Annotated in this window: 23 protein-coding genes; 12 read left to right on the forward strand and 11 right to left on the reverse strand. The window is 57.4% G+C overall.

The genetic code is table 11. From position 1 onward, the window contains the following. Nucleotides 1-97: 97 nt before the first annotated feature. From phnR to phnV, 5 genes are all read left to right on the forward strand, one after another. Entirely contained in the window at nucleotides 98-817 is a 720-nt protein-coding gene (gene phnR / locus DSD31_RS00260) for a phosphonate utilization transcriptional regulator PhnR (protein ID WP_015585481.1), read from the forward strand. 258 nt (nucleotides 818-1075) lie between these two features. Continuing rightward, nucleotides 1076-2089 carry a 2-aminoethylphosphonate ABC transporter substrate-binding protein gene (gene phnS / locus DSD31_RS00265; RefSeq protein ID WP_113990774.1) on the forward strand — a complete coding sequence of 338 codons (1014 nt, stop codon included), beginning with the start codon at nucleotides 1076-1078 and terminating at the stop codon, nucleotides 2087-2089. Between the two features lie 5 nt (nucleotides 2090-2094). Continuing rightward, complete coding sequence (gene phnT / locus DSD31_RS00270) at nucleotides 2095-3204, forward strand: 2-aminoethylphosphonate ABC transport system ATP-binding subunit PhnT (protein ID WP_004869069.1); 1110 nt, start codon at nucleotides 2095-2097, stop codon at nucleotides 3202-3204. 2 nt (nucleotides 3205-3206) lie between these two features. Further along, the gene (gene phnU, locus DSD31_RS00275; RefSeq protein WP_015585483.1) at nucleotides 3207-4067 is read left to right on the forward strand and encodes a 2-aminoethylphosphonate ABC transporter permease subunit; all 861 of its coding nucleotides are present in this window, start codon (nucleotides 3207-3209) and stop codon (nucleotides 4065-4067) included. Nucleotides 4068-4069: 2 nt separating this feature from the next. Continuing rightward, complete coding sequence (phnV, locus tag DSD31_RS00280; RefSeq protein ID WP_032718430.1) at nucleotides 4070-4867, forward strand: 2-aminoethylphosphonate ABC transport system, membrane component PhnV; 798 nt, start codon at nucleotides 4070-4072, stop codon at nucleotides 4865-4867. An 89-nt stretch (nucleotides 4868-4956) separates the two neighbouring features. On the opposite strand, the gene DSD31_RS00285 is transcribed toward phnV, so the two are convergent. From DSD31_RS00285 to DSD31_RS00300, 4 genes are all read right to left on the reverse strand, one after another. After that, the gene (locus DSD31_RS00285; RefSeq protein ID WP_032725019.1) at nucleotides 4957-6342 is read right to left on the reverse strand and encodes a carbohydrate porin; all 1386 of its coding nucleotides are present in this window, start codon (nucleotides 6340-6342) and stop codon (nucleotides 4957-4959) included. A gap of 227 nt (nucleotides 6343-6569) precedes the next feature. Then, entirely contained in the window at nucleotides 6570-6872 is a 303-nt protein-coding gene (locus DSD31_RS00290) for a PTS lactose/cellobiose transporter subunit IIA (protein ID WP_015585486.1), read from the reverse strand. A gap of 134 nt (nucleotides 6873-7006) precedes the next feature. Further along, nucleotides 7007-8332, reverse strand: a complete 1326-nt coding sequence (locus tag DSD31_RS00295; protein ID WP_004869064.1) for a PTS cellobiose transporter subunit IIC — start codon at nucleotides 8330-8332, stop codon at nucleotides 7007-7009. An 11-nt stretch (nucleotides 8333-8343) separates the two neighbouring features. Continuing rightward, on the reverse strand, nucleotides 8344-8658 hold the full coding sequence (locus DSD31_RS00300; protein ID WP_004869063.1) for a PTS sugar transporter subunit IIB: 315 nt from the start codon (nucleotides 8656-8658) through the stop codon (nucleotides 8344-8346). A gap of 294 nt (nucleotides 8659-8952) precedes the next feature. On the opposite strand from DSD31_RS00300, the gene DSD31_RS00305 reads away from it, so the two are divergent. The 3 genes from DSD31_RS00305 (at nucleotide 8953) to DSD31_RS00315 (ending at nucleotide 12755) form a co-directional block, all read left to right on the forward strand. After that, a complete protein-coding gene (locus tag DSD31_RS00305) occupies nucleotides 8953-9894 on the forward strand; it encodes a LacI family DNA-binding transcriptional regulator (protein WP_015585487.1) in 942 nt (313 codons plus the stop codon). Between the two features lie 214 nt (nucleotides 9895-10108). Next, on the forward strand, nucleotides 10109-11479 hold the full coding sequence (locus DSD31_RS00310) for an MFS transporter (RefSeq protein ID WP_015585488.1): 1371 nt from the start codon (nucleotides 10109-10111) through the stop codon (nucleotides 11477-11479). Nucleotides 11480-11492: 13 nt separating this feature from the next. Continuing rightward, a complete protein-coding gene (locus DSD31_RS00315; RefSeq protein ID WP_015585489.1) occupies nucleotides 11493-12755 on the forward strand; it encodes a gallate dioxygenase in 1263 nt (420 codons plus the stop codon). Here the strand turns inward: DSD31_RS00315 and DSD31_RS00320 are convergent. Then, nucleotides 12752-13978 (reverse strand): LysR family transcriptional regulator, encoded by a 1227-nt coding sequence (locus DSD31_RS00320; RefSeq protein ID WP_113990775.1) that lies wholly within the window; start codon nucleotides 13976-13978, stop codon nucleotides 12752-12754. The genes DSD31_RS00315 and DSD31_RS00320 overlap by 4 nt on opposite strands. 127 nt (nucleotides 13979-14105) lie before the next feature. Between DSD31_RS00320 and galB the strand changes: the two genes are divergently transcribed. The 4 genes from galB to DSD31_RS00340 are packed head-to-tail and all read left to right on the forward strand — an operon-like array spanning nucleotide 14106 to nucleotide 17515. Beyond that, nucleotides 14106-14846 carry a 4-oxalmesaconate hydratase gene (galB, locus tag DSD31_RS00325; RefSeq protein ID WP_015585491.1) on the forward strand — a complete coding sequence of 247 codons (741 nt, stop codon included), beginning with the start codon at nucleotides 14106-14108 and terminating at the stop codon, nucleotides 14844-14846. Continuing rightward, entirely contained in the window at nucleotides 14843-15556 is a 714-nt protein-coding gene (locus DSD31_RS00330; protein ID WP_015585492.1) for a 4-carboxy-4-hydroxy-2-oxoadipate aldolase/oxaloacetate decarboxylase, read from the forward strand. Before galB ends, DSD31_RS00330 begins: the two co-directional genes overlap by 4 nt. A 4-nt stretch (nucleotides 15557-15560) precedes the next feature. Further along, complete coding sequence (locus tag DSD31_RS00335) at nucleotides 15561-16652, forward strand: 4-oxalomesaconate tautomerase (RefSeq protein WP_015585493.1); 1092 nt, start codon at nucleotides 15561-15563, stop codon at nucleotides 16650-16652. Next, nucleotides 16649-17515: an NAD(P)-dependent oxidoreductase gene (locus tag DSD31_RS00340; protein ID WP_015585494.1), complete on the forward strand. Its 867-nt coding sequence runs from the start codon at nucleotides 16649-16651 to the stop codon at nucleotides 17513-17515. Before DSD31_RS00335 ends, DSD31_RS00340 begins: the two co-directional genes overlap by 4 nt. On the opposite strand, the gene DSD31_RS00345 is transcribed toward DSD31_RS00340, so the two are convergent. The 6 genes from DSD31_RS00345 to murQ form a co-directional block, all read right to left on the reverse strand. Continuing rightward, the gene (locus DSD31_RS00345) at nucleotides 17516-17806 is read right to left on the reverse strand and encodes a YicS family protein (RefSeq protein WP_044350974.1); all 291 of its coding nucleotides are present in this window, start codon (nucleotides 17804-17806) and stop codon (nucleotides 17516-17518) included. Nucleotides 17807-17899: 93 nt separating this feature from the next. Continuing rightward, a complete protein-coding gene (locus DSD31_RS00350; protein WP_015585496.1) occupies nucleotides 17900-18802 on the reverse strand; it encodes an EamA family transporter in 903 nt (300 codons plus the stop codon). Between the two features lie 115 nt (nucleotides 18803-18917). Next, the gene (locus tag DSD31_RS00355; protein ID WP_048025274.1) at nucleotides 18918-19226 is read right to left on the reverse strand and encodes a CcdB family protein; all 309 of its coding nucleotides are present in this window, start codon (nucleotides 19224-19226) and stop codon (nucleotides 18918-18920) included. 2 nt (nucleotides 19227-19228) lie between these two features. Next, complete coding sequence (locus DSD31_RS00360; RefSeq protein ID WP_004869059.1) at nucleotides 19229-19465, reverse strand: type II toxin-antitoxin system CcdA family antitoxin; 237 nt, start codon at nucleotides 19463-19465, stop codon at nucleotides 19229-19231. A gap of 105 nt (nucleotides 19466-19570) precedes the next feature. Then, nucleotides 19571-21004, reverse strand: coding sequence for a PTS N-acetylmuramic acid transporter subunit IIBC (murP, locus tag DSD31_RS00365; protein ID WP_069476354.1), 1434 nt, complete (start codon nucleotides 21002-21004; stop codon nucleotides 19571-19573). Between the two features lie 24 nt (nucleotides 21005-21028). Then, nucleotides 21029-21931, reverse strand: a complete 903-nt coding sequence (murQ, locus tag DSD31_RS00370) for an N-acetylmuramic acid 6-phosphate etherase (RefSeq protein WP_044350979.1) — start codon at nucleotides 21929-21931, stop codon at nucleotides 21029-21031. Nucleotides 21932-22048: the final 117 nt, after the last annotated feature.

Below are 22048 nucleotides of genomic sequence, written 5' to 3' on the forward strand. Positions count from 1 at the left end.
GATAAGAGATGCCAAAGGTCAAAGAAAAGATCGTGCTGCAACAAAAAATTCATCTCCGTGGGTATAATGGCGCTATCAAATCTGTTTGCGAGTCAACATGAAATCACCCTCTGGCGAAACGCCGCAATACCTGCTGATTAAGGCGCAATTACAGGCTCGTATCGAAAACGGGGCGTTAAAAAGCGGCGATAAACTGCCCTCAGAACGCGAGCTGTGCGCTATTTTCAATACCACGCGGATTACGGTGCGCGAGAGCCTGGCGCAGCTGGAAGCCAGCGGCGTGATTTATCGTGCAGATCGCCGCGGTTGGTTTGTGACCCCCGAGCGCCTGTGGCTGGATCCGACGCAAAACACCAACTTCCATAAGCTATGCCTGGAGCAGGGGCGAGAGCCGAAAACGGTTTTGCTAAACGGTCGGTTGGCCGCGGTGCCGCTTGATGTGATGGCGCCGCTGGCGCTGCAGCCGTTCGATCAGGTTTATCTGCTGACGCGCCTGCGGTATGCCGACGGACGGGCGATTTGCTACAGCGAAAACCACTGCCTGCCGGCGCGAGTGCCGGAGCTGCTGCGTCACGATCTGAACGGCAGCCTGACCGAGATTTATCAGGCTCATTACGACCTGATATATACCAGTATGCATTTGTCATTCTATCCAACCTCCATGCCACCGCAGGCGGCGGAGGCGCTGGGGGTGATGGAAGGGCGTCCGGCACTGCTGCTGCGCCGTCTGAATTACGATCAGCACGGGCGTATCCTGGATTACGATATCGAGTACTGGCGTCACGATAGCCTGCGCATCGAAGTCGATACCCACTAATTTTGTTGTTCCTGTGAGGCGCTCCCCGGCGGCATTACGCTGACCGGGGCTCCGGTTCACCACCGTCAGGCCGGCCTGACAAGGCGCGGCCGGCGCCGCCTCCAGGGGAAATGCCTGCATCGGTTTTACCCCGTCGCTCTCCTTCCGCCTTTCATCTTTTTGACACCGCGCATTCATCGTTTTGTCATAAATCCCCGGTAGCGTGACAATCAATCTGGTATAGACCATTTAAAATCACCATCCGATGAGGCTTACACGATGAAACTTTCCCGACTTGCTCTGCTGTCCGTTTTCGCGCTGACCAGTTCCCCGGTTTGGGCCGATGGGGTGGTCACCGTTTATTCCGCTGATGGCCTGCATGACGGCGATAACAGCTGGTATCAGAACCAGTTCGACGCCTTTACCAAAGCGACGGGCATCAAAGTGCAGTATGTGGAAGGCGGCTCTGGCGCAATCGTTGAGCGGCTGGCGAAGGAGCGTACCAACCCGCAGGCCGACGTGCTGGTAACCGTTCCGCCGTTTATCCAGCGTGCCAGCAAAGAAAATCTGTTGGCTGAGTTTACGCCGCAGGGCAGCGAACACATTCCCGGCGCCAATGCCCGTTACTCGCCGCTGGTGAATAACTACCTGACTTTTATCTACAACAGCCAACTGCTGAAAACCGCCCCGGCCAGCTGGCAGGAACTGCTGGACAGTCGCTACAAAAACAAATTGCAGTACTCGACGCCGGGCCAGGCCGGTGACGGTACTGCGGTAATGCTGCAGGCCTTTCACAGCCTCGGCGGCAAAGAGGCCGGGTTTGCCTATCTCGGGAAACTGCAGGCCAATAACGTCGGCCCGTCCGCCTCTACCGGCAAGCTGACCGCGTTAGTGAATAAAGGTGAACTGTTTGTGGCGAACGGCGACCTGCAGATGAACCTGTCGCAAATTGCGCGAAACCCGAATGTGAAAATCTTCTGGCCGGCGGACGATAAGGGCGAGCGCAGCGCGCTGGCCCTGCCGTATACCATTGGTCTGGTCCAGAACGGGCCGCAGAGTGAAAACGGTAAAAAGCTGATTAACTTCCTGCTTGATAAGCAGGCGCAAAGCAGCGTCAGCGCGCTCTCCTGGGGCCTGCCGGTGCGTAGCGATGTGACGCCAACCGACAGTAACTATCGGGCGGCAAAAGTGGCGCTCGACGGCGTGACAAGCTGGGAACCGAACTGGGACGATGTTGCCGTATCGCTATCGGCGGATATTGCCCGCTGGCATAAAGTGACCGACAGCGAGTAAGCCTGATGTTGATGAAAACGACTGCCTCCCACTCCCCGTCAATGACGGGGACTTCGGGGATAACCCTCGATTCTCTGCGCGTTGCGTACCACGGGAACGTGGTACTAAAACCGCTGTCGCTGACCATTGAGCCGGGCGAAGTGCTGGCGCTGATTGGCCCCTCTGGATCCGGAAAAACCACGGTACTGCGGGCCATTGCCGGGTTTGTACAGCCGGCGGGTGGACGCATTTTGATTGGTGATACGGATGTGACCGGGCTGCCGCCTTACAAGCGCGGTCTTGCCATGGTGGTACAAAACTACGCTCTGTTTCCGCATATGAAGGTCGAGGATAACGTCGCCTTCGGTCTGCGGGCACAAAAGCAGCCGAAAGCGTCGATCGGTGAACGGGTGACCGAAGCGTTGAAAATTGTGGGCATGGCCGAGTACGCCACGCGCTACCCGCACCAGCTCTCCGGCGGCCAGCAGCAGCGCGTCGCCATTGCGCGAGCCATTGCCGTTCGCCCGCGGGTGCTGCTGCTCGATGAGCCGCTCTCGGCGCTGGATGCGCAAATTCGCCACAACATGGTGGAAGAAATAGCCCGTCTGCATCGCGAGCTACCGGAGCTAACCATTCTTTATGTCACCCACGATCAGACCGAAGCGCTGACCCTGGCGGATAAGATTGGCATTATGAAAGACGGGTCAATGATTGCGCATGGAGAAACGCATCGGCTTTACCATTATCCGCCTAACCGCTTCAGTGCCGAATTCCTCGGCCGCGCCAATATTCTGCAGGCCACGGCGCTGACGGATACCTCCGGCCCAGGGCTGGTCAGCGCCAGCTGCGGCGGCGGGTTGGTTCAGGCTTTCAGCCAGGGCGGACAGCATGGTAATAACAAGCTGCTGTGCATTCGCCCGCAACATATGAGCCTGGCGCCGCGCTCGGCGGCCAGCAACCGGCTTTATGCCACGCTGACGTCAGTACACTGGCAGGGGGATTTGACCCATCTGCTGTGCGACGTGGCCGGCGAATCGGTGCGTATCGTAATGACGCATGTTAATCCGCTGCCGCGCGCGGGCGATAAGCTGGCGCTCTACTTTGAACCCAACGATGCGGTCCTGATTGAGGTGTAATGATGTCGCAGACGTTAACGCTGTCGCGCCCGCTGCCGAACCTGCGTCCCTTCCTGTGGCTCCTGTTGCCGCTGCTGGTGCTGGCGACGCTGTTTTTCTACCCGCTGCTGCTGATCGCCGAACAGGCGTTGCGCGATACCCGCGGCCATTTGAGCCTCGGGACGTTCTGGCAGGTAATGGAGTCCCGCCGCTTTATCGGCGCCTTGCTAAATACTTTGCAAATTGCGGTTTTTGCCACGCTTGGCTGTCTGGTGCTGGGCAGCCTGATGGCGGTGATTCTGGTGTTTATCCCGTTCCCGGGTAGCCAGCTGATTAGCCGGGTGATTGATACTTTTATCGCCCTGCCGACCTTTCTTATCACCCTCGCCTTCACCTTTATTTATGGCTCGGCTGGCCTGCTGAACGGCACGCTGATGTCGCTGTTCGATTTTGCGCTGCCGCCGGTGGATTTTCTCTATTCGATTCAGGGCGTGATTCTGGCGGAAATCACCGTATTTACGCCGCTGGTCATGCGTCCGCTGATGGCCGGACTGCGGCAAATTGATAAAAGTCAGCTGGAGGCGGCGAGTATTCTCGGCGCCCACCCGTGGCGGGTCATTGCTGAGGTGATTTTCCCGGCGGCGCTGCCGGCGCTGATGGCGGGGGGCAGTCTGTGTCTGCTGTTAACGACGAACGAATTCGGCATCGTACTGTTTATCGGTGCAAAAGGGGTGAACACCCTGCCGATGATGGTCTACAGCAAGGCGATTCTTGAGTCTGATTACAGCGTGGCCTGCATGATTGCGTTGATTAATATTCTGCTGTCGCTGGGGCTGTTTATGCTCTACCGGCTGGCGGCTGCGCGTACCGGCGTGAGGAGCTAACGATGTTAATTTGGTCGCATAAAGGTCGCGCGGCGGCGGGAACGCTGGCGGTGGTGTTGTTTGCCGGGTTCTTCTTCCTGCCGCTGTCGGTGATCCTGATGTCCAGTCTGAGTCAGCAGTGGAACGGCCTGCTGCCGTCCGGATTTACCTTCGGGCATTTTGTGAATGCGTTTCGCGGAGCGGCCTGGGATTCGCTGTTCTCAAGCCTGGTGGTGGGGTTTTGCGCCAGCTTGTTCGCGTTGCTGTGTGGCATGTGGGCGGCGCTGTCTCTGCGCCAGTTCAGCGCCCGGCTGCAAAAATATCTTGGTCTGGCGTTTTATCTTCCCAGCGCGATTCCTTCCGTGTCGGTGGGGTTAGGGATTCTGGTGGCTTTCAGTCAGGGACCGCTAAGGATGAATGGCACTTTCTGGATTGTACTGGCGGCCCACTTTGTCCTGATTTCGGCATTTACCTTTAGCAACGTCTCCACCGGGCTGGCGCGTATTTCGCCGGATATTGAAAATGTCGCCTCTTGCCTGGGCGCTTCGCCGTGGTATCGCCTGCGCTACGTGACGTTACCGCTGATGACGCCGTGGATGATCTCCGCGCTGGCGCTCAGTCTGTCGCTGTCGATGGGGGAGCTGGGGGCAACGGTAATGATTTATCCGCCGGGTTGGACGACGCTGCCGGTCACCATTTTCAGTCTGACCGATCGCGGGAATATTGCCGATGGCTCGGCGCTGACCATCGTGCTGGCGGGGGTGACGCTGCTGCTGATGATTAAGCTTGAGCGCATCGCTCGCCGATTGAGCCTGAGATAAGATTTCCCCGGTAGCGTGACGCTTACCGGGGGGAAGTACCTTGTCAAGCGGACTGGCGTCACACGCCGCCTCCGAGGCAAGCTATAGCATCAGAACCACGCTTCAAACATGCCGCCGACGTTCAGGGAGTCCAGCTGCTCGTCGCGGGTGCCGTTCACCTTCGCGGTATGGTTATTATCGACCTGACCGCCGGTGACGTAGAAGCGCAGCATCGGACGAAACTCCGGCCCCATCCCGATGGCGATGTTCTGCGACAGCGTCAGCTTCCAGCCGTGGTTATCCCCGCCCTGATCGTAGTCAACACGCTGGTAGCCCGCCTCCAGCCAGGTGGAGTGCACATCGTTCCAGAAGTACATCGGACGGACGATGGCGCCGTAGTTCTTGCGGTTGTCGGTGTTGTCCTTGCTGTTGTCATAGTCATGGAAGGCCAACAGGTATTCGACCTGCGCCTGCCGGGTGAACTTATAGTTACCTTCGAAGCTGGCGTAGACGGTGGTCAACCCGTCCGTTTTGTTGTAAACGCTGTTATCGGCGTTATCGGAATAGCGCAGGATAACTTTGTTCACGCCGCTGTCGTCGCTGTTGGCGTGGCTCAACAGCAGGCCGCCCTGCCAGGCATCAATCTGCGCGTCGTTGTCCACCGCTTTGGAGTCAAAGCCGTAGTTGGCGTAGACCTCGACATCGATGGGGCCGGCCTTAATGTTGTGGGTTTTGGTGGTCAGCGCATAGTGACCGTCGTCGCCGGTGCCGGAGCCGCCGGTACAGGTGATGCGCGACGGGTTAGACTCATCGGCCATGACTTCCGGACTACAGGACTCGACCTGCGAAACCGCGGCGACATCGAACTGAACGCCGCCGATATCGAAGTTTTTCACCCCGGCCCCCTGGCCGTCGTGGTTCATCCAGAAGTAGTCGTTGATCCCCTGCTGTGGACGCTGGTGGAAGTCACGACCGGCCCAGATATAGGCGCCGGGATTGGATGCCAGCACATTGGTGACGCCAACGTAGGCCTTCTTGAGGTTAACTTCGTCGCTCCAGTGGTCGAACATCACGTTGATATCCCAGATGGCGCCCTGGCTGCTCTTAAAGGCTTTGGTAATCTGGAACTCGCCGCCGTTGCCTTCGTTACCCAGACGACCAATCGCCGAGGCGCCGTTATAGGAGCCATCGACGCCAACGAACTTCTGATCGCCGCTCTGGAACTGGGCGCCGTAGCGGGCGTAGCCGCTAAACTTCAGACCAAACGGAATCGCCATGTCCGGCGAAGCGGCGGCAGTTTGTGGGTTGGTTTCCAGATCCACCTTCCTGGCGGCGGCGGCGTCCATTTTCGCCTGGCGGTCGGCCAGCGCCTTATCGACGGCTTTCGCCACAATGGCGTCAATTTGTTCCTGAGTAAATTCTTGTGCAAGTACAGAAATTGGACACAGCGCGGCGACGACCGCCATTGCTAATGGCAGCATTTTTACAGTTTTCATAATTATCTCGCTTTTAATAATTCATATATATCCTAAATAGTTCGAGTTGCAGGAAGGCGGCAAGGGAGTGAATCCCGATGAGCTTACTTTGGTCAGTGATTCGGGTAAGCGAGCGCAGCCAACGCACATGCAGCTTGAAATATGACGGATATATTCAGATAATAACCATCCCGCCAGGATTAGCTGGTGTATTTATTTCGGGCGCAGTTGTTAAGTATTTATATAAATTAACGCTGGTATAAATGAATTAATTCTTCTGAAAATTCACGCGCCAGCAGTGAATTCATTAAATGATCCTGAGCGTGCACCATAATTAACGTCATTGGCTGGCGCGCCTCACCGGCGTCCTGCTCGATGAGCCGGGTCTGCATCAGGTGTGCGCGGCGGGCATAGCCGTCGGCTTCATTCAGGAGTAATTTGGCTTCATTAATATTTCCGCTACGGGCGGCATGTAACGCTTCAAAACATAATGAGCGTGACTGTCCCGCATTCACGATAATTTCCATTACCGCTTCTTCTAGATCAATCATAATATTACCTGAGGTGATTAACTTTATTATTAAAAGAATATAGCGAAAATTCCTTTTTCGCATTATTCCGGGAATGGTGATGTTTTATTATTTAAATTTTACGGAAAACAGGCCGCCAGCGGTATTTCCCCTGATTACTGGCTAACGGTTTCGGCAACCGGTACGGTATTTTTTGCTTTTTCTACTTCAGTTTTCATTAAAGAGCGTTCATAGGCGCGCAGGAACGGCAGGTAGATAACCGCTGACATCACCATGCAAATGAGGCACATGATGACCGGACTTAATGTCCAGTTAGCCGCCCATGAGGCGCCGACAGGAGCTGGCGTGGTCCATGGCGTCAGCGAGACAACCTGTGTCAGCCAGCCGAGACGGGTGGCGCCATAGGCCAGGATAGCGTTGATCATCGGGACGAAAACGAACGGGATAAACATCATCGGGTTCATAATGATCGGCGCGCCAAACAGGATCGGCTCATTAATATTGAAGAAGCTCGGCACGATGCCCATTTTGCCGATGGTCCGCAGGTGCGCCACGCGGCTACGCAGCAGCAGAAACGCCAGCGGTAAGGTCGACCCGACGCCGCCAATCAGGAGATAGTGGTCCCAGAAACCTTGCAGATAAACGTGCGGCAGGGCGGCACCGGCTGCCAGAGCCGCCTGGTTTGCCGACAGGTTTGCCATCCAGAACGGGTTCATAATGCCGGTGACAATCAGCGAGCCGTGGATCCCGGCAAACCAGAAAATCTGGCACATCAGCACGGAAAGCAGAATCGCGGGCAGGGAGTCGGAAGCGGAGACCAGCGGTGCCAGCAGGTGCATAATCGCCTGCGGCAGAATCATTCCGGTCTGGGCTTCAATAAACAGATTCAGCGGATGCAGGGTACCAATCACCACCAGTACCGGGATGAGAATTTCAAACGAACGGGCGACGCCGGTTGGCACCTCTTTCGGCAGGCGAATGGTGATGTTGTTCTGTTTCAGCCACGCGTAGACGCGGGTGGAGTAAATGGCGGTAATCAGCGCGGTGAAAATTCCCTGACCTGACAGGTACTGCGTCGAGATTTTACCGTCAGCATAAGGGGCCGCCACCAGTAAAAAGGCCATAAATGCCAGCAGGCCGGACATCACCGGGTCGAGTTGAAACTGGCGTCCCAGGCTGGCGCCAATACCGACGGAGATAAAGAAGGTCATCACCCCCATGCTCAGGTTGAACGGCAGCATCAGCTGTTCGCGGTACTGCTGCGAGAAATCCAGCCAGCCGCGGGCAAAACCGTTGGCGGTGTCCGGTGAAAAGGGGGGAAAGATAAATACCAGCATGAAAGAGCCGATGATCATAAACGGCAATGCGGCAGTGAAGCCATCGCGAATAGCGATAACGTACTTCTGCTGCCCAAGGCGTCCTGCCAGCGGAGTAATAGATTGCTCGATCACGGCAATCATGGACTGATACAGAGAGCTCATTTGCACACCTCTTATTGCGCCGGATTAATCAGCGACAGCGCATAATCCAGGACGTTATCTCCCCGTTGCATCCCGTAGTCCATGGCATTAATGGGCTGGACCGGAATATTCAGGGAGGCGGCTTTTTCTGACAACGTTTTCAACATGTATTTCACCTGCGGGCCGAGAAGCACCACCTGGTACTGCGGAAACTGCATGTCAAATTCGGAAACGCCGTAGGCGTCAATCTGCACCGGCAGGTTACGTTCTTTCGCCACGTCGACCATCTTCCTGACCAGTAAACTTGTGGACATCCCGGCAGAGCAGCACAGCATAATCTTGAACATCGACACTCATCCTCAAAATGTAAAAAGTTATTGCGTGGATGATTTGATATCAGACGGAAACCGGTTTCCATCCATAAAAAACAGAACTGTGATGACAGTCAAGATCTTCTCCTTATAGCGCTAATTAATTGGATTTTGCTCACAGATTTCGGCCGGTTTGGCGCTGTTTTTCCATGAAACGGAAAATCGGTTTCCAAATGAAAATGGAAACGGATATACTGGCGATGGTTATAATTGAAGCGATTCAGGGCCGGGGATGTACAGGGATCGGACGGGCCCTGTCAGGGGATAATGATGTCTACAATCAATGATGTATCACGTTTAGCAGGGGTGTCCAAAGCCACTGTCTCTCGGGTATTGAGCGGTTCGCGCGGAGTCAAAGAGGCCAGCCGTCAGGCGGTACTGCAGGCGGCAGAAGAACTCAATTACCGGCCCAATATGATAGCCCAGTCGCTGCTTAGCCAGAGCACCGGCTGTATCGGCGTGATTTGTGCTCAGGATAATATTAATCAAACGACCAGCTATCTGTATGCCCTGGAAAAACAGCTGAGCCTGCATCAGAAGCATCTGCTGCTCCGCTTTGCCAACACGCGCGCCGGCGTGATGAGCGCCCTCGAAGAGCTCAGCTGCGGCCTGTGTGATGATGTGTTGATTATCGGCGCGCGATTTCCATTAAATATTGACCGGCCGGATGTGGCGCTGATTGACTGCCTGGAAAGCGAAGGGGTGAACAATATTCAGTTTGACCACGCATTTGCGGCGGAAACGGCCTGTAACTACCTGATTAGCCAGGGGCGCCGACAGATTGCGTTAATTCATCCTGAAGGGAGCGGCTTTGCCGACCAGGTTTTGCTCGGCTACAAACATGCGCTGGAAAAAAATTTCCTGCCGTTTAATCGCAACCTGGTATTCCTCGACAGCACCTCGCCGTCGGTGGCGGTGCAGGAGCTGGTGAACAATGCGACAACCTTGAATTTCAATGCGTTACTGGTTGCCGATGAGCAACAGGCTCAGCACATTGTGCCGCAGCTGCTGGCGTTCAACCGGGCGGTGCCGGAAAAAGTCATGGTATTCAGCCTGGCCGGATCGTTACAGCTGCCCGGCATTCCGACCATTCCGGCGATTGAGTATTCGATGGACGCCATGGCGGCGCGCATCGTCAGCTGGCTGACGGAAAAAACCCAGATGCTCGGCGGCAGCATGTTGCGCGGTGATTTAATTATTCCGAAGCGCTGAACCCCCCTTTGAACATCAACCCGTGGCGTTAACGCTGCGGGTTTTTTTATGCCGCTCTTTTTGCTGTCCACTTCACAATATAAATAGAACTCATAGCTGTCGTCGGTTTTTTGAACCGGACAGCGCCCCGGGACTGCCTTAAGTTGAATACGAAAGTTCAACTCCAAAAACATTAACCAGAACATTCGTACCGCCTGCTTAAGGAAGTTACCCTATGAATCACTCTCATGTTGTCGACGTGAAGTCGTGGATCGATGCCCGACCGATCTCGCGCTTTCAGTGGAACGTCCTGCTGCTGTGTTTTGTCATCATCATGCTTGATGGCTATGACGCAGCGGTTATGGGCTTTATCGCTCCGGCTCTGATCGAAGACTGGGGCATCAGCCGTGCGCAAATGGGCCCGGTGCTTGGTGCGGCGATGTTTGGTGTCGCTATCGGTGCGCTGGTCGCCGGCCCGCTTTCCGATCGCTATGGTCGTAAGCGCATTCTGCTGTGGTCGGTGGCGCTTTTTGCACTCTTCAGCCTTGCCGCCGCGCTGGCACAAAGCCCTTCACAGCTGGCGCTGATGCGCTTTCTCACCGGGCTGGGGCTGGGGGCGGTGATGCCCAACTGCGTCACCCTGGTGGCGGAATATATGCCTGAACGGCGTAAGGGGCTGATGATCACGCTGATGTACAGCGGGTTTAATGTCGGTTCCGGGCTGGGCGGTTTTATCGCAGCCGGGCTGCTGTCTCACTACAGCTGGCACTCGGCGCTGATTTTCGGCGGCGTGCTGCCGCTAGTGGTCCTGCCCTTTATGGTGGTCATGCTGCCGGAGTCGGCGATGAATATGGTGGCGCGGCGTCTGCCCGCCAGGCACATTGCTCGAGTGCTGAACCGCCTTGGAGGCAGCTTCAGCAGCGAAACGCGCTTCCAGCTGAACGCCCCGCAAATCTCGCGACACAATAAAGTGGCACAGCTGTTTCGCAACGGCTATGCGCGCGGGACGCTCGCCCTGTGGCTGACCTACTTTATGGGACTGTTTGTTATCTACCTGCTCAACGGCTGGCTGCCGACCATCTTACGCTCCGGCGGATTGTCATTGCAGCAGGCGGCAATTATTACCGGCCTGTTCCAGCTTGGCGGCCCGCTGGGCGGTATCCTGGTGGGGTATTTGATGGATCGCACCTCGGCGAAAGCGGTGATTGCGATCACCTATTTCCTCGGCTGCCTGTGCCTGTTAACTCAGGGGCTGATGGACTTTGGCTCCGCGGCATTGTCGGTGCTGATTTTCATCAGCGGCATGTGCATTAACGGCGCGCAGAACGGTCTGCAGGCCTATTCACCGGCGTACTATCAAACCGAAATTCGCGCCACCGGCGTCAGCTGGATGCACGGAATCGGGCGTACTGGAGCCATACTCAGCTCCACCCTGGGAGGGGTAATCATGCTGGCGGTACCGGGCCACTCTTCCATCTTTTTAGTGCTGGCGCTACCGGCTTGTCTGGCGGGTGCGGCAATTTTACTGCACCGTATGAATCACCCTAAGCCTCGGCAAACAGAGGCGGAGCTCAACGCGCTGTCGCAAACGTTGCATAACCGATAAATGGAGTCACCTCATGGCCAGAATACTCGGCGGGATCGCCGTTTCTCATACCCCGACCATCGGCTTTGCCGTTGACCATCATAAACAACAGGAAACCGCCTGGGCGCCGATTTTTCAGAGCTTTGAGCCGCTGCAGCGCTGGCTGGATGAGAAAAAACCGGATGCGCTGGTCTATATCTTCAATGACCACGTGACCGCCTTTTTCTTCGACCACTACTCGACGTTTACCCTCGGGATTGATAACGAGTACGACGTGGCGGATGAAGGGGGCGGCCCGCGCGACCTGCCGCCGGTAAAAGGCGATGCGGCGCTGTCCAGGCATATCGGCGCCAGTTTGATGGCGGATGAGTTTGATATGTCATTCTTTATGGATAAAAAACTCGACCACGGCCTGTTCTCACCGCTGTCGGCGCTGCTGCCGTGGCAACAGGAGACGGGCTGGCCGACGTCGGTTATCCCGCTGCAAATTGGCGTGCTGCAATTCCCGGTGCCCAGCGCCCGTCGCTGCTATAAGCTCGGGCAGGCGCTGCGCCGGGCTATTGAAAGCTATCCGGAAGATATCAACGTGGCGATCGTGGCGACCGGCGGTCTGTCACATCAGGTGCATGGCGAACGCTGTGGTTTCAACAATCCGCAGTGGGATGCGCAGTTCGTTGATATGCTGGTCAATGACCCGGAAAAGCTGGCCGAAATGACCCTTGGCGAGTATGCCACGCTGGGCGGCATGGAAGGTTCGGAAGTGATTATGTGGCTGGTTATGCGCGGTGCATTATCGGCCAACGTGAGTGAAATCTGGCGTGATTACTACCTGCCGTCGATGACTGGCATCGCGACGCTGATTCTGGAAAATAATGCCCGCGTCCCACCGGTGGATACGCTCGGCCGCCATCGCCAGCATATGGCACAGCAGCTGGCCGGCGTGGAAGCGCTGCCTGGAACTTATCCGTTCACCCATGAACGTAGCCTCAATGGCCTGCGGCTGAACCGGTTCCTGCATCAGCTGATTCAGCCCGCCTGGCGCGAGCGTTTTCTTAGCCAGCCGCAGGCGCTGTATGCCGAAGCGGGACTCAGCGAATATGAGCAGGCGCTGCTCGACGCCCGCGACTGGCGCGGGCTGATTCATTACGGCGCCAGCTTTTTCCTGCTGGAGAAAATGGGCGCCGTGGTGGGGGTATCCAATCTGCATATCTACGCCGCCATGCGCGGGCAGACGCTGGAGGAGTTCCAGAGGACGCGTAACCAGCAGGTGACCTACTCGGTAGCGGGAACCCGCTAACGTTGTGCAACATGCTGCTGAATAAAGCTTAGTAGGGCCTGGGTTGCCGGCGAGGGCAGGCTGCCCGCCCGGAAGGTCAGCCCGATGCGACGGGTCGTATCGGGCAGGCGAACGGGCAGAATAGTTAACAGACCATTATCGATTTCAAAGCGCATCTGGCTGGCGGAGACGGCCGCCAGCATGTCGGAATCTCTCAGCAGACCGCGAACCATCGCGGCATCGCCGGTTTCTACCGTCGGCTGCGGTAAGGGCAATCCCAGCGTCAGAAAAGCCTTCTCCAGAAGGTGCCGCGCTGGCGCATTTGAGCGCGGCAGCACCCACTGCGCAGTCGCCAGCTGACTGCGCGGATCCGGGTGGCTTAGCAGCGGGTGATCGTTGCGCAGCAAAATGAGCATATCCTCTTCGAATAGCGCTTCGCAGGTGAGGTCCGGTAGATCCTCATCCTGACGCAGCGCGCCGATAATAAAGTCGATATTCCCCGCGCGCATATCGGAGACCAGCGATTCATATGGGCTCTCATTAGTCATCACCGTAATGCCGGGGTAGCGCTCCAGAAAAGCGCTAATCGCCGCGGGCAGTAGCTGAGTTCGGCTGAGCGGCAGGGCGCCAACGCGTACGCGGCCCTCCAGCACGCCGCGACGGGCGGCAAGATCGCTCCAGATATTATCCAGCTCGTTCAATGCCCGGCTGATAGGCGGGTAAAGCAGGTCCGCCGCCGGCGTCGGGCGAACCCCTTCCGGCGTGCGGCGAAACAGCGCTGAGTCGGCTCCTTTTTCAAGAATTTTCAGCGCGGCACTGACCGCCGGTTGGGTAATGCCCAGCTGGGTGGCGACGGTCTGCGTGTGATTGACGTGATAGAGCTGCAGGAATATTTCCAACCGGCGGGTGTTGAACAGCCAGCCGGCATCCGGCAGTGCGGCGGATGCCGTGCTCCGCGTTTTAATCTTTTGCAGCAGCAGAGGAATGGCCTGAAGGTCATCGATAGCACGCCGCGCCCGCGGCAGCAGACATCTGCCGTACTCTGTCGCCACCATCCCGCTGTAGTGGCGTTCGAAAAGCGTCACGTTCAGCGCCGCTTCCAGATCGCGAATCGCTCGGGTGATTGCCGACTGCGTGCGGAATAAATCATCAGCCGCCCGCGAGACGCTGCCGCGCCGGGCAACCTGGCAGAAGAAGCGTAGCTGCATGATATTTATTATCTTATCGTACTTTCTCTTCAGCATTTCTCTCTGGGCTCCGGATTGTGAGCTTTACGACAACATAAATAAAAATCATAGCCTTCGCAAGTTAACGAATTACCTGCTCCTGCCGCGACATGACAAGCTGAAAAAAACAACAGAGGAAGTCATCATGTCTGAACCGCATAGCGAAAAAAGTGCCCTTGTCGTCAGCGCCCACTCTGCCGATTTTGTCTGGCGCGCGGGCGGAGCGATTGCGCTGCACGCCCGCCAGGGCTATCAGGTGCATATTGTTTGCCTGTCATTCGGCGAGCGTGGCGAATCCGCAAAGCTGTGGCGCAAAGGTAACATGAGCGAAGAGACGGTGAAGCAGGTTCGCCGTGAAGAAGCGCAGGCCGCCGCCGATATTCTCGGCGCCAGCGTTGAATTTTTCGATATCGGCGACTACCCGCTGCGCGCCGACAAAGAGACTCTGTTCCGCCTCGCGGACGTTTACCGCCGCGTACAGCCGCACTTCGTCCTGACCCACTCGATGCACGATCCCTACAACTACGACCACCCGATGGCCTCCAACCTGGCCCAGGAAGCGCGTATCATCGCTCAGGCCGAAGGCTATCGCCCCGGAGAGAAAATCGTCGCCGCGCCGCCGGTGTACTGCTTTGAGCCACACCAGCCGGAACAGTGCAACTGGAAGCCGGACGTGCTGCTGGATATCACCAGCGTGTGGGAGACCAAATATCAGGCGATCCAGTGTATGCAGGGTCAGGAACATCTCTGGGAATACTACACCCGGGTTGCGCTCCAGCGCGGCGTGCAGGCGAAGCGCAATATCGGCATCACCGCGGCACGCGATATCGTTCACGGCGAGGCCTTCCACAGCATCTTCCCCCGCGTCACGGAGAACCTCGCATGAACCTGTTGAATAAAAAAGGCATTGTGATCCGCAATCTGCCTCGTCATGACCCGGCGACGCTGAGCCAGTTCGCCGCCGCCGGCGTCGCGACGATTCACGAAGCGTACGACCGACAGGGGCTGATGGCCCCGGATATTCGCCCGATCCAGCAGGGCGTCAGCCGCGCTGGAAACGCGGTGACGGTCCTGGTCACGCCGGGCGATAACTGGATGTTCCACGTGGCGGTCGAGCAGTGCCGCCCGGGCGATATTCTGGTGGTGGCGCCAACCTCGCCCAGCGGCGACGGTTTTTTTGGTGATCTGCTGGCCACGTCGCTCCAGGCTCGCGGGGTGATTGGGCTGGTGGGTGATATCGGCATTCGTGATTCTCATACCCTGCGTGAGATGGGCTTTGCCGTCTGGTCGCGCCACGTTTATGCCCAGGGGACGGTGAAAGAGACGCTGGGCTCGGTCAACGTGCCGGTCATCTGCGCGGGACAGCTGGTTCATCCCGGAGACGTGGTCGTAGCGGATGATGACGGCGTGGTGGTGGTTCCGCATGCGCAGGCCCAAATGGTGCTGGCGAAGGCGGAAACCCGGATGGCCAATGAAGTGGCGAAACGCGATCGGATGCGCAACGGTGAGCTGGGGCTGGATATCTACGCCATGCGCCCGCGCCTGGCGGAGAAAGGGCTGCGCTACTACGACAACGCGGATGACGTCGAGGGCTAATAAGATGGCACAACGCAAAATACCGTGTCTGCTGATGCGCGGCGGCACCTCGAAAGCCGCCTGTTTTCTGGCGGACGATCTACCGTCGGATGCCCCGCTGCGAGATGCGGTGCTGCTGGCCGCCATGGGCTCACCGGATGCCCGGCAAATTGACGGCATCGGCGGGGCCGATCCGCTCACCAGCAAAGTCGCCATTATCCGTCGCTCTGCGCGGCCTGAGGCTGATGTTGATTACCTGTTTGCTCAGGTGAATGTCGATCGCGCGGAGGTGGATTACGGGCAGAACTGCGGCAACATTCTCGCCGCCGTTGGCCCGTTTGCTATCGAACGCGGTCTGATCAGACACTCCGCGCCGCTGACCCAGGTCCGTATTTTTATGGAGAATACCGGCCAGCTGGCGATTGCCGATGTACCCTGCGATGACGACGGGGTTGAGTATGCGGGCGAAACGCGCATTGACGGCGTACCGGGCAGCGCCAGCCGAATAGTCCTTAATTTTCTCGATGTGGCGGGCTCCAGCTGCGGTTCGCTGCTGCCAACCGGCTGCGCCCGCGATCGCTTTGACGGTATCGACGTCACCTGCATTGATAACGGCATGCCGGTGGTGGTGATGCGTGCCAGCGACCTTGGCCATAGCGGCTATGAAACCCGGGAGCAGCTGGATAACGATGACGAACTGAAGCAGCGGCTGGAGTCGATACGTCTACAGGCCGGGCCACGCATGAATCTGGGGGATGTCGCCCGGCGTACGGTGCCGAAAATGACCCTGGTTGCCGGTCCGCGCGAAGGGGGCACCATCAGCAGCCGGACGTTTATTCCCCATCGCTGCCACGCATCGATTGGCGTCTTTGGCGCGGTGAGCGTTGCCAGCGCCTGCCTGATCCCCGGTTCGGTTGCCGAGGGGCTGGCACAGACTGGCGAAAGCGGGAATGTGATGATAAGCGTTGAGCACCCGACCGGCGAGTTCAGCGTGGCGCTCCAGTGCAGCGAGCAGGGTGAAGTGGTGGGTTGCGGTCTGCTGCGCACGGCGCGCCTGCTGTTTTCCGGCGAGGTGTGTATTCCGGCCCGTATATGGCCCGTGGAGGAGACAGCATGACGGCGATAACATTTATTGGTTTTGGCGAGGCGGGCGGCATTCTGGCGGGTGATTTAGCCCACAATAATGAGGTCACCGTCTGGGACTGTAAACTGAACGGCCCTGAGCGTGAGGCAATGCGGGATAAGGCCCGTCGGGCGGGCGTCCGGGCGGCGGATTCACTGGCGCAGGCGCTGGAGGGGGCGACGCTGATTTTTTCCACCGTGACGGCGGGATCCGCGTTGGAAGTGGCGCGATCGGTGGCGGAGTCTGTCGGTGCAGGCGGCTATTTTCTTGACTTAAACTCGGTGGCGCCGGCGACCAAGCGACAGGCGGCGGGTGGCTTTTTGCCGGGTGTTTATGTCGATGTAGCGGTCATGGCACCGGTGCCTCCGGCGCGGCTGAAAACGCCGCTGTTGATTGGCGGCCCGCAGGCGCACGAAGTCGCAGAGATACTACAGGCTCTGGGACTGAATGCCCGCTATGGCGCGGATGACGTGGGTTGCGTATCGGCGATAAAAATGTGCCGGAGCGTCATGATTAAAGGGCTGGAAGCGCTGACGACCGAATGCCTGTTTGCCGCCCGTGAGTACGGCGTGGAAGAGGACGTGCTGGCCTCGCTGCATGCCAGTTTTCCGTCGCTGGGCTGGGACGGTGCATTTTCGGGGTACCTGATTAGCCGGGTGGCTGAACACGGTATTCGCCGTAGTGAAGAGATGGAAGAGGTGGTGAAAACGCTGCGCGATGCGGGTGGCGCGGGGCTGATGAGCCAGGCCACGGCGCAAACGCAACGCCAGCTGCCGCAAAGCATGGCCGCACGTGGCCTGAACTATGCACAGCTGGCACCGTTCGACTGGAAAGCGTTGGCGGCTAAGCTGAAATGATTACATTGCCGGGCAGCTGATTTTATCGATGGCTGCCTGATAACCCTTCTGGTTATTTCGCTCTTTCGCCAGCGTGGCTTCCCGGACATATTCCTGATTTGCCTGAGAGGCGAGGATTTTATTGGCAAAATCGGTATCGCTCAGGGCCGTTTTTGGTGCGCATTTCTCTTTCACCGCTTTCAACACCAGCTGCTTTTGTTGCTCGAACTGCAGGCTCTTCAGTGGTGATTCGGCCCAGGCCGCCGTCGCGCTGAGGGTGGTAACCAGGCACAATATCCAACACGCTTTCATGGTGCTTCTCCTCAAATAGTAGCTTCAGTCAACTATATGCGCAGGATGCGAAACACGCAAATTATCAGGAAGTTAAGTTGTTTAAAATCAGATCTATGCTACCCGAACCCGGCGTCGGGAATCCACGGCGATCAGCACCACGGAGGAAAGAATCAGCAGCGTACCGAGCCAGTCCGGTAGCGTAAAGGTGATGCCCAGTAGCATGAGCGACAGCAGCGCGCTGCTCAGCGGTTCGGCGCAGCTGAGAATCCCCGCTTTCGCGCCGCCAATTTTCTGTGCCCCGTTTAAATAGAGGCTGAAGGTCAGCGAAGTGCCGATCACCACCAGATAGAAGAAAGCCAGCAGCAGACGGCCATTGACCACAAAATGGGTACCCTGGCCACCGTAGAACGGCAGCAGCATTGCCCCTCCCAGCAGCATACTCCAGCCGACGATCGGCAGGGTGCCGTATCGGGCGATGAGCGTTGACGGCCAGGTGGTGTAGAACGCGGCGGCAAATGCTGACGCCACTCCCCAGAGCAGCGCCGACGGCGAAATGGACAATGTGGTGGGATTGCCGTGGGTTACCAGCAGGAACGTGCCTGCCAGCGATGTCCCGATGGCGGCCAGCACCAGCGGCCCCGGTCGTGTTTTGCGGGCCAGCGCAAACCAGGCGACGATAATGGTCGGCGACAGGAACTGCAGCACCGTCGCGGTCGCGGCGTTCGATTTCTCGATGGTCATCAGGAAGGTGTACTGCACGGTCAGCGCGCCACACAGCGAGAAGAACAGCAGGCTGAAGGCATCTTTGCGGTTTTGCAGGACGCGGAAAATTTTGTCGCCGTGCACAAAGGAGAGCATCAGGAGAATCAGGCCAGCGAACAGCAGACGCGTCATGGTCAGAAACGGCGATGACATCTGGCTTTGCTGCATAATGTACTGTGCGCAAACGCCGGAACTGCCCCATAGCACCGCGGCTATCAATACGTTCAGCATCCCTTTTTTGCTGGAGCCCATCTTTTCCTCGAATGAAATAGCGCAAAGGACGCATCATAGCATGAGCCAGCGAGGAGCAACGGGCAGGAAATGGTAGTCGGGCAGCAAACTGCATGGGGCTTAGTGGCAGGAGAAGTTAAATCCCGTCAAAAAGAAAATCTATTGATGCTTTAACGACTTCACGTTGGTGATTGAGATGACAAACCTCTTCCCCCAGAACGCGCTGTGGGATGCTGGCGAGTTCGTGAGTCATCACGACGTATTCTTCCCCTTCTACGGTGACAACTGGTGTTAAACGATCGGCGCGCGGGCCTTTGTAATTTCTCAGCGGGAATAGTGGGATCACGACCCGGGTATTGCGCATTCCAATAATGTCACTTTGTACATCAAGGAGATAAGGATACACAGTAATTCGACCGGTATTTTTATAAACGTAATACTGTATCGTTAAAACGTCCTGTATTCGTCAGAGAGAAGTCCATTTTCCTCTGTTAAATCATTGAGGTAGTCGATTGCCCTGGCATTTTCTTTTTGCCAGCGTGCCATTTCGATGCTGTGGATTTCGCTTTTTAGAGCGCTCGTCAACGTTTGAGAAAGATTGATGCCGATCTCACGAGCCTGTTTGACCAGTATAGGATCCAGCGTCACGCTGACATTCTGCTTATTGTGTTTTACGGCTGGCATGGGGAATCTCCAGGTGTTAGTAACACGTGTAGATTATACGGAAAAAAATAAACCCGCCATGTGGCGGGTTAAATAATGTACTCCCTGATATATCCGATCCGCGCGCTAGCTCAAATCGACGTTTTTGCTGCCGAACAGCCAGGTGCAGATGAAGCCGCACAGATAGGCCACCGCCAGACCTGCGGCGTAAACCGCCATGCCGGCGTAGATCCCGCTCGCGGAGGTCATCAGCGGTAGCGCCACGAGGCCAGAAGGGCCAAAGACCGTATTCAGCCCCACCGGCAGGCCCAGCCATGCGATCAGACCGAGGAAAAAGCCGCCGCAGGCACCGCCGATACAGGCGGTGATAAACGGCTTCATGCGTGGCAGGGTTACGCCATAAATCAGCGGTTCGCCGATACCGAGAAAGCCGGGAATGATCGCCCCTTTAATCTGGGTCCGCAGCATCGAGCCGTGCTTCGCCCGCCAGTACAGCGCCAGCGCGGCACCGACCTGCCCGGCCCCTGCCATCGCCAGAATCGGGAACAGCGAGTTAAATCCTTGCGCATCGACCAGCGCAAAATAGACGGGTACGAAGCCCTGATGGACGCCGAACATCACCGCCAGCAGGAACAGACCGGCGAGCACCGCGGAGCCAAACGGGTTGCCGTTGAGATGGAGGAACAGCCACGACATCCCGGTAAACAGCCAGCCGCCGATGGGCATAATCACCGTAAAGGTCACCGCGCCCATAATCAGCAGAGTGACTGCCGAGGTCAGGATCATATCGAGGTTGGCCGGCATCACGCGGCGTACCTGCTTTTCCACCCACGCACCGAGAATCGAGGCAATCAGCACGCCGATAATGTTGCCGCGCGGGTCGATGCCGTGACCGAAGAAGGTGGTGATGCCGGAGAAGAACCCGCTGGTGGCTTCGGGGTTATAGCCGAGGACGAACAGCGACGCGATAATGGCGCCGTTGACTCCGGAACCGCCAAACGCTTTCTGCGCGTTATAGCCAATCAGGATGCTCAGGAAGGTGAACATCCCCTTGCTGAAGACTTTCATGTAGCCGATTAGCGCTACCAGCGAGGCGCTGGGATGGGTGTTCTCCAGCACGAACATCTGTTCTGCCAGCGTCGCGAAGCCGAGCAGCAGGCCGACGGCGATAAAACCGGGAATCAGCGGGGTAAAAATAGTGGCGAATTTGGCAAGAAACTTCTGCACGCCGCTGGTTTGCTTGCTTTTCAGCGCCTGTTTTTTCTCTGCCGCCACCGCCGCCAGAGACGGCGCGTCGGCCGGCGCCTCTTCCAGTAGTAGGTTCATCATTTCCGCGGCGGTTTGCGCTTTACCGGGGCCGAGCACCACCTGAAACTGCTCATCGCTGACGATAACCCCCATCACCCCTTCAATCTGGCGGATGGCTGCGCTATCGGCGAGCTGCTCGTCACGTAGGGTTAAACGCAGGCGGGTCATACAGTTCCCCGCCTGGGCGACGTTTCCGGCCCCGCCAACATGCGTAAGGATCCGCGCTATCATCTCTTTATTTATTTTTGCCATTGCACGTTACCTGGTTGTCGGCGCTTAGGTGTTGCTCAGCGCTTTGCGGATAAAACCGTTATTTTGCGCCAGCAGGGATTTTGCTTCTGCAGCGCTCAGATTCGCCAGCACCATAACAATGGCGGTTTTACAGTGGCGACCGCAGGCGTCCAGCGCGGCCTGCGCGGTGGCGCGATCGCAGTCGGTTGCTTCCATAACGATCGATACCTGACGCTCAATCAGCTTCGCGTTGGTCGCTTCAACGTCAACCATCAGGTTGCTGTAAACCTTACCAACCCGGATCATGGCGCCGGTGGAGATCATGTTCAGCACCAGCTTCTGCGCGGTTCCCGCCTTCAGACGGGTAGACCCGGTGACCACTTCCGGACCCACGACCGGGGTGATGGCTACATCGGCCAGACGGGCCATTTCACCATGCGGGTTACAGCTGACGATGGCGACAAAGGCGTTCTGGCTGTGGGCATACTCCATGGCGCCAATGACGTACGGCGTACGTCCGCTGGCGGCCAGGCCAACCAGCACATCGCGGTTGCTGAAGTTAAGATTTTGCAGGTCCAGGGCGCCCTGCGCTTTGTTGTCTTCGACGTTTTCGACGGCGCTCAGAATCGCTTTGTGGCCACCGGCAATCACCCCGACCACCTGCTCCGGACGGGTACCGAAAGTCGGTGGACATTCGCTGGCATCGAGGATCCCCAGGCGACCGGAGGTCCCGGCGCCAATGTAAATCAGGCGTCCGCCGGCTTGTATCGCCGCGGCCACTTTATCTACGACCTGAGCGATTTGCGGTAAATAGGGGGCGATCGCGTGGGCCACCTGCTGGTCTTCCTGGTTAATGACCGTCAGCATCTCGACGGTGGACAGGGTGTCTATATTGGCGCTATTGGCATTGCGGCGCTCGGTCAGCAGCGCGCTCAGGTCGATACTCATACACAAACCTCTTCAATCACAGTTAAGCCAGATTCTAAGGAATTAATTATTCCAATCATGTGAAGGTTATCACGATTAACACTCAACGGATAATAAGAGATTTGCAGGCAGGTCGGG

This window comes from Klebsiella sp. X13 (assembly GCF_003323835.1).
GTDB lineage: Bacteria > Pseudomonadota > Gammaproteobacteria > Enterobacterales > Enterobacteriaceae > Klebsiella > Klebsiella ornithinolytica.